This window comes from Acidovorax sp. A1169, from assembly GCF_030704685.1.
Taxonomy (GTDB): Bacteria; Pseudomonadota; Gammaproteobacteria; order Burkholderiales; family Burkholderiaceae_C; genus Acidovorax.
The window spans coordinates 192054-208317 of the sequence record NZ_JAUZDX010000002.1; the positions used below are offsets into that span (position 1 = coordinate 192054).

Annotated in this window: 13 protein-coding genes; 7 read left to right on the plus strand and 6 right to left on the minus strand. The window is 66.6% G+C overall.

Annotation, left to right across the window (positions count from 1 at the left end):
• Positions 1 to 6: 6 nt before the first annotated feature.
• A complete protein-coding gene (mpl, locus tag QYL93_RS04120) occupies positions 7 to 1428 on the minus strand; it encodes a UDP-N-acetylmuramate:L-alanyl-gamma-D-glutamyl-meso-diaminopimelate ligase (RefSeq protein WP_305742468.1) in 1422 nt (473 codons plus the stop codon).
• A 183-nt stretch (positions 1429 to 1611) separates the two neighbouring features.
• Between mpl and QYL93_RS04125 the strand changes: the two genes are divergently transcribed.
• The 7 genes from QYL93_RS04125 to QYL93_RS04155 all read left to right on the plus strand — a co-directional run bounded on the left by QYL93_RS04125 (position 1612) and on the right by QYL93_RS04155 (position 8401).
• A complete protein-coding gene (locus QYL93_RS04125) occupies positions 1612 to 2217 on the plus strand; it encodes a hypothetical protein (RefSeq protein ID WP_057201707.1) in 606 nt (201 codons plus the stop codon).
• Complete coding sequence (locus QYL93_RS04130) at positions 2214 to 2792, plus strand: TlpA disulfide reductase family protein (RefSeq protein WP_305742469.1); 579 nt, start codon at positions 2214 to 2216, stop codon at positions 2790 to 2792. The genes QYL93_RS04125 and QYL93_RS04130 overlap by 4 nt, the downstream gene beginning before the upstream one ends.
• 147 nt (positions 2793 to 2939) lie before the next feature.
• Positions 2940 to 3392: an acetyl-CoA carboxylase biotin carboxyl carrier protein gene (gene accB / locus QYL93_RS04135; protein ID WP_057201709.1), complete on the plus strand. Its 453-nt coding sequence runs from the start codon at positions 2940 to 2942 to the stop codon at positions 3390 to 3392.
• Between the two features lie 7 nt (positions 3393 to 3399).
• Positions 3400 to 4749, plus strand: coding sequence for an acetyl-CoA carboxylase biotin carboxylase subunit (gene accC, locus QYL93_RS04140; protein WP_057201710.1), 1350 nt, complete (start codon positions 3400 to 3402; stop codon positions 4747 to 4749).
• Between the two features lie 80 nt (positions 4750 to 4829).
• Complete coding sequence (gene prmA, locus QYL93_RS04145) at positions 4830 to 5729, plus strand: 50S ribosomal protein L11 methyltransferase (protein ID WP_305742470.1); 900 nt, start codon at positions 4830 to 4832, stop codon at positions 5727 to 5729.
• 46 nt (positions 5730 to 5775) lie between these two features.
• Complete coding sequence (locus tag QYL93_RS04150) at positions 5776 to 7452, plus strand: DUF3426 domain-containing protein (RefSeq protein WP_305742471.1); 1677 nt, start codon at positions 5776 to 5778, stop codon at positions 7450 to 7452.
• Positions 7453 to 7504: 52 nt separating this feature from the next.
• Positions 7505 to 8401, plus strand: coding sequence for a carbohydrate kinase family protein (locus tag QYL93_RS04155; protein WP_305742472.1), 897 nt, complete (start codon positions 7505 to 7507; stop codon positions 8399 to 8401).
• 135 nt (positions 8402 to 8536) lie between these two features.
• On the opposite strand, the gene QYL93_RS04160 is transcribed toward QYL93_RS04155, so the two are convergent.
• The 5 genes from QYL93_RS04160 to QYL93_RS04180 all read right to left on the minus strand — a co-directional run bounded on the left by QYL93_RS04160 (position 8537) and on the right by QYL93_RS04180 (position 16262).
• Positions 8537 to 9205 (minus strand): histone, encoded by a 669-nt coding sequence (locus tag QYL93_RS04160; protein ID WP_305742473.1) that lies wholly within the window; start codon positions 9203 to 9205, stop codon positions 8537 to 8539.
• Positions 9206 to 9387: 182 nt separating this feature from the next.
• Positions 9388 to 10587, minus strand: a complete 1200-nt coding sequence (locus tag QYL93_RS04165) for a ribonucleotide-diphosphate reductase subunit beta (protein ID WP_305742474.1) — start codon at positions 10585 to 10587, stop codon at positions 9388 to 9390.
• A gap of 135 nt (positions 10588 to 10722) precedes the next feature.
• Positions 10723 to 13659 (minus strand): ribonucleoside-diphosphate reductase subunit alpha, encoded by a 2937-nt coding sequence (locus QYL93_RS04170; protein ID WP_305742475.1) that lies wholly within the window; start codon positions 13657 to 13659, stop codon positions 10723 to 10725.
• Between the two features lie 424 nt (positions 13660 to 14083).
• Positions 14084 to 14713 carry a 1,6-anhydro-N-acetylmuramyl-L-alanine amidase AmpD gene (ampD, locus tag QYL93_RS04175; RefSeq protein ID WP_370876936.1) on the minus strand — a complete coding sequence of 210 codons (630 nt, stop codon included), beginning with the start codon at positions 14711 to 14713 and terminating at the stop codon, positions 14084 to 14086.
• A complete protein-coding gene (locus tag QYL93_RS04180) occupies positions 14691 to 16262 on the minus strand; it encodes a sigma-54 dependent transcriptional regulator (RefSeq protein WP_305742477.1) in 1572 nt (523 codons plus the stop codon). The genes ampD and QYL93_RS04180 overlap by 23 nt, the downstream gene beginning before the upstream one ends.
• Positions 16263 to 16264: the final 2 nt, after the last annotated feature.

Sequence of the window (16264 nt, forward strand, 5' to 3'; positions counted from 1 at the left end):
TTCCTGTTATCTCGCCAGCGCTTGCAGCAGGCGTGCATGCACGCCGCCAAAACCGCCATTGCTCATGCACACGATGTGGTCCCCGGGCCGCGCTGCGGCGCTGACCTGGGCCACCAGCGTGTCGATGTCGGGGGCGGTCTGCCCGCGCTGGCCGGGGCCCACGCCCAGGGGTGACAGCGCTTCGGCGGCGTCCCAGTCCAGTCCCGCCGTGTGGCAGAAGGCCAGGTCGGCGGACTCCAGCGCCCAGGGTAGTTGGCTCTTCATGGCGCCGAGTTTCATGGTGTTGCTGCGCGGCTCGAACACCGCCAGGATGCGCGCCGTGGGGTCCAGGCTGCGGCGCAGGCCATCGAGCGTGGTGCGCAGGGCGGTGGGGTGGTGGGCGAAATCGTCGTACACCGCGATGCCGTTCACCGTGCCGCGCAATTCCATGCGGCGCTTGACGTTCTGGAACTGGCCCAGCGCCCGTGCCGCCTGTTCGGGCGCCACACCCACGTGGTGGGCCGCGGCAATGGCGGCCAGTGCATTGAGCTGGTTATGTACGCCCGTGAGCGACCACTCCACCCGCGCCACGGTGCGGCCTTGCTGCACCACATCGAACGCCTGGGGCTCGCCCACGGCGGAAAAATCACCCACGGCCGTACCGAAGCTGCTCACGCTGCTCCAGCAGCCGGCGTGCAGCACGCGCGCCAGGCTTTCTTCAAGCCCGTTGACCACCACACGGCCCGAGGGCGGCACGGTGCGCACCAGGTGGTGGAACTGGCGCTCGATGGCAGCCAGGTCGTCGAAGATGTCGGCGTGGTCGAACTCCAGGTTGTTCAGCACCGCCGTGCGTGGGCGGTAGTGCACGAACTTGCTGCGCTTGTCGAAGAAGGCCGTGTCGTACTCGTCGGCCTCAATCACGAACAGGGGGCTCGCGCCCAGCGCCCCGTCACCGGCGTGCGGTCGTTCGGCCGCGCCCAGACGCGCCGACACGCCGAAGTTCAGCGGCACGCCGCCGATCAAAAAGCCGGGCTGCTGGCCCACGCTTTCCAGGATCCAGGCCAGCATCGAGGTGGTGGTGGTCTTGCCGTGCGTGCCGGCCACGGCCAGCACATGGCGGCCCTGCAGCACACGCTCGGCCAGCCACTGGGGGCCGCTGGTGTAGGGCAGGCCGGCGTCCAGGATGGCTTCCATCAGCGGGAACTTGGGGCTTCCATCGGCCAGCCGGACCCGGCTGACCACGTTGCCTACCACGAACATGTCGGGCTTCAGGGCCAGTTGCTCCGGTCCGAAGCCTTCGATCAGCTCGATCCCCAGGGCGCGCAACTGGTCGCTCATGGGCGGGTAGACACCCGCGTCGCAGCCTGTGACCCGGTGCCCCGCCTCGCGGGCCAGGGCCGCAAGGCCGCCCATGAAGGTGCCGCAGATGCCCAGTATGTGTATATGCATGGGCGACGATTCTACTTTTCAAACCCAGGGGCCCACGCCACAAGGTTGGCCTGCCTGAGGAGCTATGAAATTGATAGTCCTTCGCGCGCCATGGCCCTGTGGGCGGCTGTGTTGTGGGGACATGCGGGCCACCCCGACGGCGCGTTCGCGCCACAATGGAGCCTCCACTGCCTGGTTTGCGCCATGAACACACCTCTGAGTGCCGAAATCGCCAATACCACCGCCCGCATCGTCGTCGAGGAAGGGATGGAGTGGGGCCCCGCCAAGCGCCGTGCGCTGCGCGAAATGGGCTTGCCCGCCCGCACGGCGCTGCCCGGCAACGACCAGGTGGAGGAGGCCGTGCGCGAGTACATCGCCCTGTTCTGCGCCGACACCCAGCCGCGCGAACTGCGCGCACTGCGCCAACTGGCCCTGGTCTGGATGGAGCGCATGGCGGCCTTTCGTCCCCATCTGGGCGGTGCCGTTTGGCACGGCACGGCCACCCGCCTGTCCGACATTTATCTGCAGTTGTTCTGCGATGATTCCAAATCTGCCGAAATTGCGCTCATCGACCACCATGTGGACTACGAGCCGCGCACGGTGTCCGGTTTCCATGGCGAGTCGGTCGAGGCCCTGAGCCTGGGCAGCAAATCGCCTGAACTGGGCGAGATGATCGGAGTCCATCTGCTGATCTACGACCTCGATGACCTGCGTGGTGCCCTGCGGCCCGATGCCAAGGGGCGCTCGCCCCGCGGTGACATCACGGCTGTGCGCCGCCTGCTCCAAGATACGGAAACCCCTGCTCCATGACGACCCCCGCTCCCGAGATTTTGCCCGCCACCTCCCCTGACACCCTCTCCGATCCCGCCCGCCGCCGCTGGCTGTATGCGGGTGTCGCCGGCGCAGCCGCCGTGGGGGGCGCAGGGGTCGCGTGGTGGAAATTCCAGCCCCATGCCATGGAAAGCGGGGCGGAGAAGGCCTTGTGGGCGCTGGAGTTCGAAACGCCGGACGGGGCCACCCTGCCGCTGCAGCGCTTTTTGGGCAAACCGCTGCTCATCAACTTCTGGGCGACCTGGTGCGCCCCTTGTGTTGAAGAGCTGCCCATGCTCAATGCCTTTTACCGCGAACATGCGCCCAAAGGCTGGCAGGTGGTAGCCCTGGCCATCGATCAGCCGTCTTCTGTGCGCAAATTTCTCACCAGGCTGCCGCTGGAATTCCCGGTCGGGCTGGCCGGCATGCAGGGCACCGACCTGGGGCGCTCGCTCGGAAACCTCACTGGAGGCCTGCCTTTCACGGTGGTCTTGGGGGGGGAGGGCCGGGTGCTGCACCGTAAAATGGGCCAGGTCACGGCGCAGGATCTGCAGCAGTGGGCGGCCCTGCGCTAGGCGGGGCGGGCCTTTGGCTCCCTTTATTCCCGGCCTGAATGGCTTTTTGACGCTCTGGCGTTCATCAAAATTGTGGCCCAAAGACGGGCATAGGCCGAATTTGGAGTAAATTCGCGCCCTGTTCAGTTTTTAGCCGTTGGAGCTTTCATGGATCTGCGAAAACTCAAAACCCTCATCGATCTCGTGTCCGAGTCGAATGTGTCCGAACTCGAAATCACGGAGGCCGAGGGCAAGGTCCGTATCGTCAAGAGCGGCGGCGCCGTGGTGCAGCAGTATGTACCAGCGCCCATGCAGCAGCAGGCGCCTGCCCAGGCCGCTGCCGCCCCCGTGGCCGAACTGCCCGCACCCACCCCTGCCGCGCCCGCAGGCCATGTGGTCAAGTCGCCCATGGTCGGCACCTTCTACCGCTCGTCCAGCCCCGGTGCCAAGGCCTTTGTCGAAGTCGGCAGCCAGGTCAAGGAAGGCGAGACCATCTGCATCATCGAGGCCATGAAGATCCTCAATGAGATCGAGGCCGACAAGTCGGGCACGGTCACCCGCATCCTGGGCGAAAACGGCCAGGCGGTGGAATACGGGCAACCGCTGTTCGTGATCGAATAAGGCGCGCATGTTCAAGAAGATCCTTGTTGCCAACCGCGGTGAGATTGCGTTGAGAATTCAACGCGCCTGCCATGAGCTGGGCGTGAAGGCCGTGATGGTCTACTCCGAGGCCGACCGCGACGCCAAGTACGTCAAGCTGGCCGAAGAGGCGGTGTGCATCGGCCCCGCGCCCTCGTCGCTGTCCTACCTCAACATGCCGGCCATCATCTCGGCCGCCGAAGTGACCGACGCCGAGGCTATCCACCCCGGCTACGGCTTTTTGTCCGAGAACGCCGATTTTGCCGAGCGCGTGGAAAAGAGCGGCTTCCAGTTCATCGGTCCCACGCCCGAGTCGATCCGCATCATGGGCGACAAGGTGTCGGCCAAGCAGACGATGATCCGTGCCGGCGTGCCCTGCGTACCCGGCTCCGAAGGCGAACTGCCCGATGACCCGGTGCAGATCCGCCGCATTGCCAAGGCCGTGGGCTACCCCGTGATCATCAAGGCCGCAGGCGGCGGCGGTGGCCGCGGCATGCGCGTGGTGCACACCGAGGCTGCCCTGGTCAATGCCGTGCAGATGACCAAGGCCGAGGCCGGCGCTGCCTTCGGCAATCCTGCGGTGTACATGGAGAAGTTCCTCCAGAACCCGCGCCACATCGAGATCCAGATCCTGGCGGACAAGCACCGCAATGCGGTCTACCTGGGCGAGCGCGACTGCTCCATGCAGCGGCGCCACCAGAAGGTGATCGAAGAGGCGCCGGCCCCCGGTATCCCCCGCAAGCTGATCGAGAAGATCGGCGAGCGCTGCGTCGCCGCCTGCAAGAAGATCGGCTACCGCGGTGCGGGCACGTTCGAGTTCCTCTACGAAAACGGCGAGTTCTACTTCATCGAGATGAACACCCGCGTGCAGGTGGAGCATCCGGTGACCGAGTGGATCACGGGCGTGGACATCGTGCGCACGCAGATCATGGTGGCGGCGGGCGAGAAGCTGCCCTTCACCCAGCGCCAGATCGAGATCCGGGGCCATGCCATCGAGTGCCGCATCAACGCGGAAGATGCCTACAAGTTCACCCCCTCGCCAGGGCGCATCACCACCTGGCACCCTCCGGGCGGACCGGGTGTGCGCGTGGACTCGCATGCCTACACCAACTACTTTGTGCCGCCGAACTACGACTCGATGATCGGCAAGATCATCGTGCACGGCGATACGCGCGAACAGGCGCTGGCGCGCATGCGCACCGCGCTGTCGGAGACGGTGATCGAAGGCATCAACACCAACGTGCCCCTGCACCGCGAGCTGATGGTGGACGCCAAGTTCATGGCTGGCGGCACCAACATCCATTACCTGGAAGAGTGGCTGTCCCAGCACAAGCGCTGAGCCAGCACCGGTGGTTGTTCAATATGCTGGCCCCTGGCAACGGGGGCCGGCATTTCATTTTTTCTGAGAGGCCTGCGCCCATGTTCGAGCTGATGCTGATGTGCCCCGAAGACCGGATCGAGCCGGTCAGTGACGCGCTGGACGCGCTGGATGCGCTGAGCGTCTCGGTTGAGGACGCCGATGCGCAGACCGATGCCGAGCAGGCCCTGTTCGGTGAGCCCGGCATGCCGCCGCCCAAGGACGGCTGGCAGCGCAGCCGCGTCGTGGCCCTGTTCCCGACCCGCGAGGCTGCCAGTGAGGCGCAGCAGCTGCTGTCGGTGCAGGATTTCTTCGAGGGTTGCCAGGTGCTGGGTATGGCCGAGTTGGCCGACCAGGACTGGGTGCGGCTCACGCAATCGCAGTTCACCCCCGTGGACATCACCCCTGATTTCTGGATCGTGCCCACCTGGCACGAGTTGCCCGCCGAGGCCGTGCGCAGCATCCGGCTGGACCCGGGCCTGGCCTTCGGCACCGGCACCCACCCCACCACGCGCATGTGCCTGCGCTGGATCGCCCGCAAGGGCGCCACCGGCGAAGGCGCGGCTGCCTTCGGCCGCGTGCTCGACTACGGTTGCGGATCGGGCATCCTGGCCATCGGCACAGCCAAGTTCGGTGCGACCGACATCGATGCGGTGGACATCGACACGGCGGCCGTTGAATCGACGGTACTGAACGCCCAGGCCAACGGTGTGCAGCTGCGTGCCGGCCTGCCCGACAAGGCCAGCGGCCAGTACCAGACCGTGCTGGCCAACATCCTGGCCACCCCGCTGCGCGTGCTCGCGCCCCTGCTGTGCAACCACGTGGCGCCCGGCGGCCACCTTGTACTGGCAGGCATCCTGGCGCGCCAGGCCGAGGAGCTCAAGGAGGCCTACGCACCCTGGGTGAAGCTGGAAGTGGCGGACACCGAGGACGGTTGGATCCTCATGACGGCATCGCGTTGAAGCATGGCGCGGTGCGGCTTGCGCCGCCCCCTACAATCGACCGCAGATGAGCCAGATCACACGCTGCCCGGCCTGCGCGACCCAATTCAAGGTGGTCGCCGACCAGCTGCGCATTTCCGAGGGCTGGGTGCGCTGCGGGCAGTGCAAGGAGGTGTTCGACGCGGCCGCGCACCTGGTGGCCGCACCGCCCCCGCCGATGCTGCCCGACGTGTCGCTGACCGATACCCGCCCACCACCGGTGGTGGTTGCACGGCAGCCCGAAGCGCGTGGTGCCTGGGGGGTGTTCGACCCGCCGGCGAGCCAGGCGGCGGGCCGCGTGTCCCAGCCTGCGGCGCCCGCGGCGGCGGCGGGTCCCGGTGCCACGCCTGGCCGGGTGTTCGATATTCCCGCACCCACCGTTCCAGCGTTCCTCTCGGCTGCGCGTGCGCCTTCCACTGCACCCAGTGCCGATGATCTGAGCCTGGAGCCCTTGCAGACCTTTGGCTGGCGAGCGCCGTCCGTACCGCCGTTGGCGCCACCCCGGTCCGCACCCGCTGTGCCCCCTGCTGCGGCCATACCCCCGCCAGCGGCATTCGTGCCCCCACCGCCACGCGAGGAGAGCCGTGTGATGCCCGGGCTGGCCGCGTCGCTGCTGGCCGACCTGGCCCCGGTGGCGAGTCCGGCCTTGCCCAGGGGGGTGGATCCGGCTGCCGAGGGCATGGCCGTGCCTGCCGGATACGAGCTGCCGGTGGCAGAATTTTCCGACTCCCTGCCCGATGGCGATGATGACGACAACGGGCCCGACACGGAGATCATGTCCTTGCCCGAGGATCGGGTGGGTGGTGACGCTGCCTACCCCGCCCTCGATCTGCCTACCCCGGCGGCCAGGCGCGCAGCGCTGCCAGCGGACGATGCCGACGACGACCACGATGATGGCGTGCCGCTGTTCGGCCCCGCCGCAGCAGCGCCTCAGCCCATGCTGCCGGTGGCCGCGCCCGAGCCTGCGCCCCGGCGCACGCCCGTGGCGTCGCCACCACCCTCCAGCGGGTTTTCCGAATCCATCACGCCTTTTCCCGATCCGGATTTCGAGCTGATGCCCGATCCGGTCTTTCCGGCATCGGCGCCAGCGGTCCCCCGATCCGTGCCCGCAGGCGCTGCGCGGGGGCAGTCGGCGGCGACCGCCCTGGATGCCGATGAGGACGATCTGCCGGCCGGCCATCCCGATGCCGAGGAGGTGAGCTTCGTGCGGGCTGCGCGGCGCAAGGCCTTCTGGCGCCGGCCTCTCGTGCGCTCGCTGCTGGCGCTGGTGCTGGTGCTGCTGCTCGGGGTGCTGGCCGTGCAGGTTGCCGTGCAGGAGCGCAACCGCATCGCGGCGATGGACAGCAGGGCGCGCCCTTGGCTGCAGCAACTGTGCGCGCACCTGGGCTGTACGCTGGCGCCCCAGCGCCAGATTGCCGATGTGGTGATCGACAGCTCGTCCTTCAACAAGGCGCGTGGCGATGGCTACCTGCTGTCGCTCACCGTCAAGAGCCGCGCCACGATACCGCTGGAAATGCCGGCGGTGGAGCTGACCCTCACCGATGCCCAGGACCAGCCCGTCCTGCGGCGCGTGCTGCTGCCGGCCGATCTCGCTGCGCCCGTCGAACTGCCTGCGCGCGGCGAGTGGAGCACCTCGGTCTCGGTGGTGGTGACCACGGGCGCCTCGCGGGTGTCGGGCTACCGGCTGCTGACTTTCTACCCCTGATCCCACCGGAATCGCGGGCCTCTCTTTCCAACCCTTTACTCTCTTCCCACCTATGGCTGCCCTTATCTGTGGTTCCCTGGCATTCGACACCATCATGACCTTCGAGGGGCGCTTTGCCGAGCAGATCCTGCCCGAGCAACTGCACATCCTCAACGTGTCGTTCCTCGTGCCCTCGCTGCGCCGCGACTTTGGTGGCTGCGCCGGCAACATCGCGTACAGCCTGAAGCTGCTGGGTGGCGAGCCCCTGCCCATGGCCATGCTGGGCAGTGATGCTGCAGACTACCTGCAGCGCCTGGACACCCTGGGCATCAGCCGCCGCTTCGTGGGCCAGGTGGATGATGTGCACACCGCCCAGGCCATGATCATGACCGACCGCGACAACAACCAGATCACGGCCTTCCACCCCGGCGCCATGATGCAGGCGCATGCGAATCGCATCGAATCGGGCGACGGCATCCGCCTGGCCATCATCGCGCCCGATGGCCGCGACGCCATGATCGAGCACGCGGCGCAACTGGTGGCGGCCGGTGTTCCCTTTGTCTTCGACCCGGGCCAGGGCCTGCCCATGTTCAATGGCGCCGAGCTGTCGCGCTTCATCGAGCAGGCGACCTGGGTCACGGTCAACGACTACGAGGGCAAGATGCTCAGCGACCGCACGGGCTGGAGCCTGGCCGAGATCTCGCAGCGCGTCGATGGCCTGGTGGTGACGCTGGGTGGCGAGGGCTGCGAAGTCTGGATCAAGGGGGAGAAGACGCTGGTGCCTGCCGTGGTGCCTGCCGCCGTCGTGGACCCCACGGGCTGCGGCGATGCCTGGCGTGGTGCGCTGCTCTTCGGTCTGGAGCGTGGCTGGCCGCTGGTGCAATGCGCCGAGCTGGGCAACCGTGTCGGCGCCCTGAAGATCGCGCAGCGCGGCCCGCAAAGCTACACGCTCGACTTCCAGCCTGTGTGAGCCGATCAGTGCGCCGTGCGCGTGCCGAGCTGTGCCACGCGCGGCGCAGGCGTGGCACCCGGCACTCTGCGTCCGGGCATAAAAAAACCCGGTGCCGAAGCACCGGGTTGAGCGCGCAGCGCGTAAGGCAAAGGCTTACGGCTTGGTGCCCGTGGGGAAGGGCCATGCTGCCTGAGGGTTCAGCGTGGTCTGCGCTGCGGGAGCGGCTGCGGCTGCAGCTGGCGCAGGGGCTGGGGCCTTGGCCGCTTTCTTGGCAGGAGCTGCCTTCTTGGCGGGCGCAGGGGCGGCCTTCTTCGCTGCTACGGCCTTCTTGGCAGGAGCGGCAGCCTTCTTGCTGGGCGCAGCTGCCTTCTTGGCAGGAGCGGCAGCCTTCTTGGCTGGTGCTGCTGCCTTCTTGGCGGGAGCGGCCTTCTTGGCTGGTGCTGCTGCCTTCTTGGCGGGAGCGGCCTTCTTGGCTGGTGCTGCTGCCTTCTTGGCAGGAGCGGCCTTCTTGGCTGGTGCTGCTGCCTTCTTGGCAGGAGCGGCCTTCTTGGCTGGTGCAGCTGCCTTCTTGGCGGGAGCGGCCTTCTTGGCTGGTGCTGCTGCCTTCTTGGCCGGAGCGGCCTTCTTGGCTGGTGCTGCTGCCTTCTTTGCCGGAGCGGCCTTCTTGGCTGGTGCTGCTGCCTTCTTGGCCGGAGCGGCCTTCTTGGCTGGTGCTGCTGCCTTCTTGGCCGGAGCGGCCTTCTTGGCTGCCACCGGCTTTGCGGCTACAGCCTTCTTCGCGGGAGCTGCCTTCTTTGCAGCGGTTTTTTTCGCAGTTGCCATCATGTTCTCCTTGAGTCAATTTGCAAAGAGCACTTCGTGTCTACAGTGGACATGAAGCGATCCATGGAGATGGGGTTGACCCCATCTCCATGAACACGGGAACGCCCTGCACGGCAACGCGCTTGGGCGTTGTCCGTGCAGGGCGTGGTGTGGGGATCCATGGCGTGCGTGCACCTGCGAGGCTAGTCCCAGGACAATGCGCCACCCGACTGGTACTCGATGACGCGCGTCTCGAAGAAGTTGCGTTCCTTCTTCAGGTCGATCATCTCGCTCATCCAGGGGAAGGGATTTTCTTCGTTGGGGAACAGCGTCTCCAGCCCGATCTGGGTGGCGCGGCGGTTGGCGATGTAGCGCAGGTAGCCCTTGAACATCGAGGCGTTCATGCCCAGCACGCCACGCGGCATGGTGTCTTCGGCGTAGCGGTATTCGAGCTCCACGGCCTGCATGAACAAGGCCTTGATCTCGGCCTTGAACTCTGCCGTCCACAGGTGCGGGTTCTCCAGTTTGAGCTGGTTGATCAGGTCGATGCCGAAGTTGCAGTGCATCGACTCGTCGCGCAGGATGTACTGGTACTGCTCGGCCGCGCCGGTCATCTTGTTCTGGCGGCCCAGCGCCAGGATCTGCGTGAAGCCGACGTAGAAGAACAGGCCTTCCATCAGGCAGGCAAACACGATCAGCGACTTGAGCAGCGTCTGGTCGGTCTCGAAGGTGCCTGTGTGGAAGTTGGGGTCCATGATCGCTTCGATGAAGGGGATCAGGAACTGGTCCTTGTCGCGGATCGAGGGCACTTCCAGGTAGGCGTTGAAGATCTCGCCTTCATCCAGGCCGAGCGACTCCACGATGTACTGGTAGGCGTGCGTGTGGATCGCTTCCTCGAACGCCTGGCGCAGCAGGAACTGGCGGCACTCGGGCGCGGTGATGTGGCGGTAGGTGCCCAGCACGATGTTGTTGGCGGCCAGCGAGTCGGCGGTCACGAAAAAGCCGAGGTTGCGCTTGATGATGCGGCGCTCGTCTTCGGTCAGGCCGTTCGGGTCCTTCCACAACGCGATGTCGCGCGTCATGTTCACCTCTTGCGGCATCCAGTGGTTGGCGCAGGTGGCGAGGTACTTTTCCCAGGCCCACTTGTACTTGAATGGCACCAGCTGGTTGACGTCGGTCTGGCCGTTGATGATGCGCTTGTCGGCAGCGTTCACGCGGCGGTGCGCGGGTGCTGCGGCAGGGGTGGCTTGCTGTGCTGCGGATGCCGTCATCGACGCATGCACTTCTTGCAGGGAGGGGGTCTGGAAAGACAGAGGCGGCTGTTCCGCCGGGTGGCTTTTGTGCAGTCCACCGTCCAGTTGATTTTGCGATGAGGGCTTGACTTCTTCGTCCCAGGACAACATAGATTTTCCAGTGTTCGGATTATGAAAGCAGTGCTGCAAAAAGGAAAGCACTGCAGCGTTGCGCAGCAACGTTTTGTTGCTTCACAGCACCGAAGCGGCGTGCATGGGTCTGCATGCGCGCCGCTTCATGAGGCCTTACTGGCAAGCCTCGCAGGTTGGATCATCGATGGCGCAGAACTTGACGTCGGTGGCAGGCAGCGCAGCGGCCTGCGCGGCAGCGGCTGCAGCAGCAATTTCCATCGCGCTGGGCTTGGCGGGTGCGGCCTGCGCAGAGCCCGCATCGCTGCCCGACGACACGGAGTTGAGCTGGCGCGTGTTCACGGTGCTCATCTCCACGTGCGTGGCGCTTTGCGTGCGCAGATAGTAGGTGGTCTTGAGGCCACGCAGCCAGGCCAGCTTGTAGGTGTCGTCGAGCTTCTTGCCCGATGCGCCGGCCATGTAGATGTTCAGGCTCTGGGCCTGGTCGATCCACTTCTGGCGGCGCGATGCGGCCTCCACCAGCCATTGCGAATCGACTTCGAAGGCCGTGGAGTACAGCGCCTTGATGTCGGCCGGCACGCGGTCGATGGGGTGCAGCGATCCCTTGAAGTGCTTGAGGTCCATGATCATCACGTCGTCCCACAGGCCCAGGCGCTTGAGGTCGCGCACCAGGCCGCCGTTGATCACGGTGAACTCGCCCGACAGGTTGGACTTGACCGACAGGTTGCCGAACGAAGGCTCGATCGATGCGTCCACGCCAATGATGTTGGAGATGGTGGCCGTAGGGGCGATGGCGACGCAGTTGGAGTTGCGCATGCCGTCCTGAACGATCTTCTTGCGCAGGGCATCCCAGTCGAGGGTGGCCGAGCGGTCCACCTCGACGTAGCCGCCGCGTGCCGTGGCCAGCATGTCTAGCGTGTCCAGGGGCAGGATGCCCTGGTCCCACAGCGAGCCCTTGTAGCTCTCGTACTGGCCGCGTTCGCGGGCCAGCTCGGTCGAGGCCCAGTAGGCGTAGTAGCAGATGGCTTCCATCGACCGGTCGGCAAATTCCACGGCCGCTTGCGAGGCGTAGGGAATGCGCAGCTCGTACAGGCTGTCCTGGAAGGCCATCAGGCCCAGGCCCACGGGGCGGTGGCGCAGGTTGGAGTCGCGGGCCTTGGTGACCGCGTAGTAGTTGATGTCGATCACGTTGTCCAGCATGCGCATGGCCACGGTGATGGTCTTGCGCAGCTTGGCGTGGTCGATCTGGCCGTCCTTCAAGTGCTGCAGCAGGTTCACGGAGCCCAGGTTGCAGACCGCGGTCTCGGTGTCGCTGGTGTTCAGCGTGATCTCGGTGCACAGGTTGGACGAGTGCACCACGCCGGCGTGCTGCTGGGGCGAGCGCACGTTGCAGGCATCCTTGAAGGTGATCCAGGGATGGCCGGTCTCGAACAGCATGGTCAGCATCTTGCGCCACATATCGGTGGCCTGTACCGTCTTGGAGGGCTTGATCTCGCCGCGCGCGGCCTTCTGTTCGTAGGCCACGTAGGCCTTCTCGAAGGCGGTGCCGAACAGGTCGTGCAGGTCGGGCACGTCGGAGGGCGAGAACAGGGTCCAGGTGCCCTTTTCCATCACGCGGCGCATGAACAGGTCGGGGATCCAGTTGGCCGTGTTCATGTCGTGCGTGCGGCGGCGGTCATCGCCGGTGTTCTTGCGCAGTTCCAAGAACTCTTCGATGTCCAAGTGCCAGGTTTCCAGGTAGGTGCAGACGGCGCCCTTTCGCTTGCCGCCCTGGTTCACGGCCACGGCCGTGTCGTTGACCACCTTCAGGAAGGGCACCACGCCCTGCGATTCGCCGTTCGTGCCCTTGATGTGCGAGCCCAGGGCGCGCACGCGGGTCCAGTCGTTGCCCAGGCCGCCGGCAAACTTGGACAGCAGGGCGTTTTCCTTGATGGAGTCGTAGATGCCTTCCAGGTGGTCGGGCACCGTGGTCAGGTAGCACGAGGACAGCTGCGAGCGCAGCGTGCCGCTGTTGAACAGCGTGGGCGTGCTGGACATGAAGTCGAAGCTCGAGAGGATCTCGTAGAACTCGATGGCGCGGGCTTCGCGGTCGGATTCATTGAGCGACAGGCCCATGGCCACGCGCATGAAGAAGCACTGGGGCAGCTCGATGCGGGTCTTGCGCACGTGCAGGAAGTAGCGGTCGTACAGCGTCTGCAGGCCCAGGTAGTCGAACTGCAGGTCGCGGTCGGCGTTGAGGGCGGCGCCCAGGCGGGCCAGATCGAACGTCAGCAGGCGCGGGTCCAGCAGCTCGTTGTCCACACCCTTCTGGATGAACTGCGGGAAGTAGTCGACGTAGCTCTGGCCCATGTCGTCCTGGGTGACTTCACGGCCCAGCACTTCGCGCACGATGGTGTGCAGCAGCAGGCGTGCGGTGGCGTAGGTGTAGTCGGGGTCCTTTTCGATCAGCGTGCGGGCTGCCAGGATGGAGGCCTTGTAGACCTCGTCCATCGGGACGCCGTCGTACAGGTTGCGCATGGTCTCAGCCACGATGGGCTGGGCCGAGATGTCCGCGCCCAGGTTCACGCAGGCCGACTCGATCAGGCCACGCAGGCGCACCAGGTCCAGCACCACGCGCTTGTCGCCGTCCAGCACGTGCAGTGCGGGGACGGGCGCGGCAGCCGCTTCCTGCTCGACGTGGCGGGCACGCTCCTGGGTGCGGCTTTCGCGGTACAGCACGTAGGCGCGGGCCACCTCGTGGTGGCCGCCGCGCATCAGCACCAGTTCCACCTGGTCCTGCACGTCTTCAATATGGAAGGTGCCGCCGCCAGGACGCGAGCGCGCCAGGGCGCGGGCGACGTTCTGGGTCAGCGAGTCCACCACTTCGCGCACGCTGGCCGATGCCGCACCCTGGGTGCCGTGCACTCCCAGAAACGCCTTCATCATCGCCACGGCAATCTTCTGCGGCTCGAACGGGACCACGGCGCCATTGCGGCGGATGATCTGGTAATGGGAGTACGTTTTCGCTCCCTCTGGTGCAGCAGAAGATGCCTCGGGCGCATCCTGGGATGCGGGGCGGGTGGTGGATGAAGGCGTGTTCAAAGCAGCGTGCATGGGTGTCCTCTTTTTGGGTGCTGTCTGGAATGTGCAGGCGGGTGGCAGTGCCGCCGCGAGGGAGAAGTGGTGCGCCAGTTTCTGGCCTGTCGCACACTATATATGGTGTGTCAGTTGCGTTCAATACGCTACCGGTAGTGTACCGCCGCCAGGGACGCCAAATTCCGAAACAGCATGTTTCCCCCACGCCGCATCGGCCTATGGGGCCTGTCGTACATGTGCCTTGTGTCCGATGGATGGCTGTGAAAACCACGCAGTGGCGCGTGATGCGGCCCGGTTTTGCATGGCAGACCGCGTGCAGATTGAAGCGACCGGTTTGTGCATTTGCAGCAAAAAATATTTTTGCTGCGGCGGTGATGTGACGTGCTGTTGCGACATCCGCTGCGGATGCTGCGGCCTGCGCGCACCGGCCCGGTGCGTGGGGTCAGGCGCTGGGGGTGGAGGCCGGCCGCGTGTCGACCGGAAAGCACTCCGGCGGCCAGGCCAGCGACTGCTGCAGGCCCGCCCAGTCGAAGCCTGCACCCGGGTCGCGCTTGCGCCCTGGGGCAATGTGCTCGTGGCCAGCCAGGTGGGCGACGGGATAGCGCCGTGCAATGTCACGGCACAGCCAGGCCAGCGTGGCGTACTGGGCGGTCTCGAAGCGCTCGCCCTCCAGGCCTTCGAGCTCGATGCCGATGGAGTCGTCGTTGCATTGCGCGCGGCCCCGGTAGGCCGAGGGCCCCGCATGCCAGGCGCGCTGGTCGCAGTCCACGAACTGCCAGAGCACTCCGGTGCGGTCGATGACAAAGTGCGCGGACACCGTGAGGCCACGGATGCCCTGGTAATAAGGGTGTGCGTCCCAGTCGAGCGTATTGGTGAAGAGCTGGCGCACGGCCGGGCCCCCGTACTCGCCCGGCGGCAGGCTGATGGAGTGCAGCACGATCAGGTCGATCTGCGCTGTGGGAGGGCGCGGACCGAAGTTGGGCGAGGGCTGGCGCACGGCCGAGCGGTGCCAGCCCTGGTCCCAGGGGGAACCGTCGGCGTCCGGCCCCTCAGCCGATGTCGTCATGGGCATCCTGGTCGTTGGGCACAGCGATGTTCAGGCGCGCAATGCGGTAGCGGATCTGGCGCAGGCTGATGCCCAGGCGTGCCGCCGTGGCCGTGCGGTTGAACCCCGCCTCGCGCAGTGCACGCACCAGGATGTCGCGCTCCTGCTGGTCCAGCCAGGCCTGCAGGTCGCTGGGCAGGGGCGTGCTGGCGCCTGGCATGGGGGAGCCGGGCGCCCCGCCCAGGGCCGGGCGGGGCGACGATGCGTCCTCCGCCTGCAGCGTGTCCGGCACGGCGACGGGGTTGAAAGCCGCAGCGTCTGAAGCCTGCGCGGGGGCCGGGCTTGCGCTGCCCGCGGCGGCCGGAAAGCCCCCCGCAGGCGGTGCCACGCCGTCCACGTGCAGCTCGTCCCCCTCGCTCAGGGCCACGGCGCGGTGCAGCAGGTTTTCGAGTTCGCGCACGTTGCCGGTGAGCGGGTGGGCGGCAATCGCCTGTATGGCCTGCTCGGTGAGTGCCGGCACGGGCATGCCCGACTCTTGCGCGATGCGTGCGAGCAGGGCCCGGCACAGGGCGGGCAGGTCCTCGCGCCGCTCGCGCAGCGGCGGGATCACGACCTCGATCACGTTGAGGCGGTAGTACAGATCCTGGCGGAAGCGGCCGGTCTGCACGTCGGCCGCCAGGTCGCGGTGCGTGGCGCTGACGATGCGCACATCTACCGTCTCTTCCTGGGTGGAGCCCAGGGCGCGCACGCTGCGTTCCTGGATGGCGCGCAGCAGCTTCGACTGCATGGCCAGCGGCAGGTCGCCGATCTCGTCGAGGAACAGGGTGCCCCCGCGTGCCGCCTGGAAGTAGCCATCGCGGTCCTGGCTGGCACCGGTGTAGGAGCCCTTGCGGGCACCGAAGAACTCGGCCTCGAGCAGGTTTTCGGGGATGGCGCCGCAGTTCACGGCCACCCAGGGGCCGTCTGCGCGCTGGCTGCTGGCGTGCAGCGCCTGGGCGACCAACTCCTTGCCGGTGCCCGATTCGCCGTGGATCAGCACCGGCGCCATGCCGCGCGCCACCTTGGCCACGCGCTGCTTGACGTTGCGCATGGCGGCTGACTCGCCGACCAGCCGGTCCAGCGCCGACGAAGAGGCCTGCGCATCGACCGTGCCGCTCTGGCGCCCGCCCGGGGTGCGTGCCGCGCGGGGCGCTGGCACCCCGCCCGTGCCCTGGATGGCCGAGGCCACCACGGAGCGGAACTGTTTCAGGTCTACCGGCTTGGTCAGGTAGTCGAAGGCGCCTGCGCGCAGGGCTTCCACGGCGTTTTCGGCCGAGCCATAGGCCGTCATCACCACGCAGCGCTCCTTGCGCTGCTGGTCGCGCAGGTCCTGCAGCAGCTCCATGCCAAAACCGTCGGGCAGGCGCATGTCGGTGATCACCGCGTCGAAGCGGTGGGCCTTGAGCTGCTCGCGCGCCTCCTGCACGCTGGCAGCGGTCTCCACGCGGTAGCCCTCGCGCAGCAGCGTGAGCTCGTAGAGCGTGCGCAGGTCGGGCTCGTCGTCCACGACGAGGATGGAGGCAGCAGGGGCGTTCATGG

What these genes read in the sequence shown, in the direction of transcription:
- mpl (WP_305742468.1), bottom strand. Translation starts at nt 1,428, where the DNA reads ATGCATATACACATACTGGGCATCTGCGGCACCTTCATGGGCGGCCTT.
- QYL93_RS04125 (WP_057201707.1), top strand. Translation starts at nt 1,612, where the DNA reads ATGAACACACCTCTGAGTGCCGAAATCGCCAATACCACCGCCCGCATC.
- QYL93_RS04130 (WP_305742469.1), top strand. Translation starts at nt 2,214, where the DNA reads ATGACGACCCCCGCTCCCGAGATTTTGCCCGCCACCTCCCCTGACACC.
- accB (WP_057201709.1), top strand. Translation starts at nt 2,940, where the DNA reads ATGGATCTGCGAAAACTCAAAACCCTCATCGATCTCGTGTCCGAGTCG.
- accC (WP_057201710.1), top strand. Translation starts at nt 3,400, where the DNA reads ATGTTCAAGAAGATCCTTGTTGCCAACCGCGGTGAGATTGCGTTGAGA.
- prmA (WP_305742470.1), top strand. Translation starts at nt 4,830, where the DNA reads ATGTTCGAGCTGATGCTGATGTGCCCCGAAGACCGGATCGAGCCGGTC.
- QYL93_RS04150 (WP_305742471.1), top strand. Translation starts at nt 5,776, where the DNA reads ATGAGCCAGATCACACGCTGCCCGGCCTGCGCGACCCAATTCAAGGTG.
- QYL93_RS04155 (WP_305742472.1), top strand. Translation starts at nt 7,505, where the DNA reads ATGGCTGCCCTTATCTGTGGTTCCCTGGCATTCGACACCATCATGACC.
- QYL93_RS04160 (WP_305742473.1), bottom strand. Translation starts at nt 9,205, where the DNA reads ATGGCAACTGCGAAAAAAACCGCTGCAAAGAAGGCAGCTCCCGCGAAG.
- QYL93_RS04165 (WP_305742474.1), bottom strand. Translation starts at nt 10,587, where the DNA reads ATGTTGTCCTGGGACGAAGAAGTCAAGCCCTCATCGCAAAATCAACTG.
- QYL93_RS04170 (WP_305742475.1), bottom strand. Translation starts at nt 13,659, where the DNA reads ATGCACGCTGCTTTGAACACGCCTTCATCCACCACCCGCCCCGCATCC.
- ampD (WP_370876936.1), bottom strand. Translation starts at nt 14,713, where the DNA reads ATGCCCATGACGACATCGGCTGAGGGGCCGGACGCCGACGGTTCCCCC.
- QYL93_RS04180 (WP_305742477.1), bottom strand. Translation starts at nt 16,262, where the DNA reads ATGAACGCCCCTGCTGCCTCCATCCTCGTCGTGGACGACGAGCCCGAC.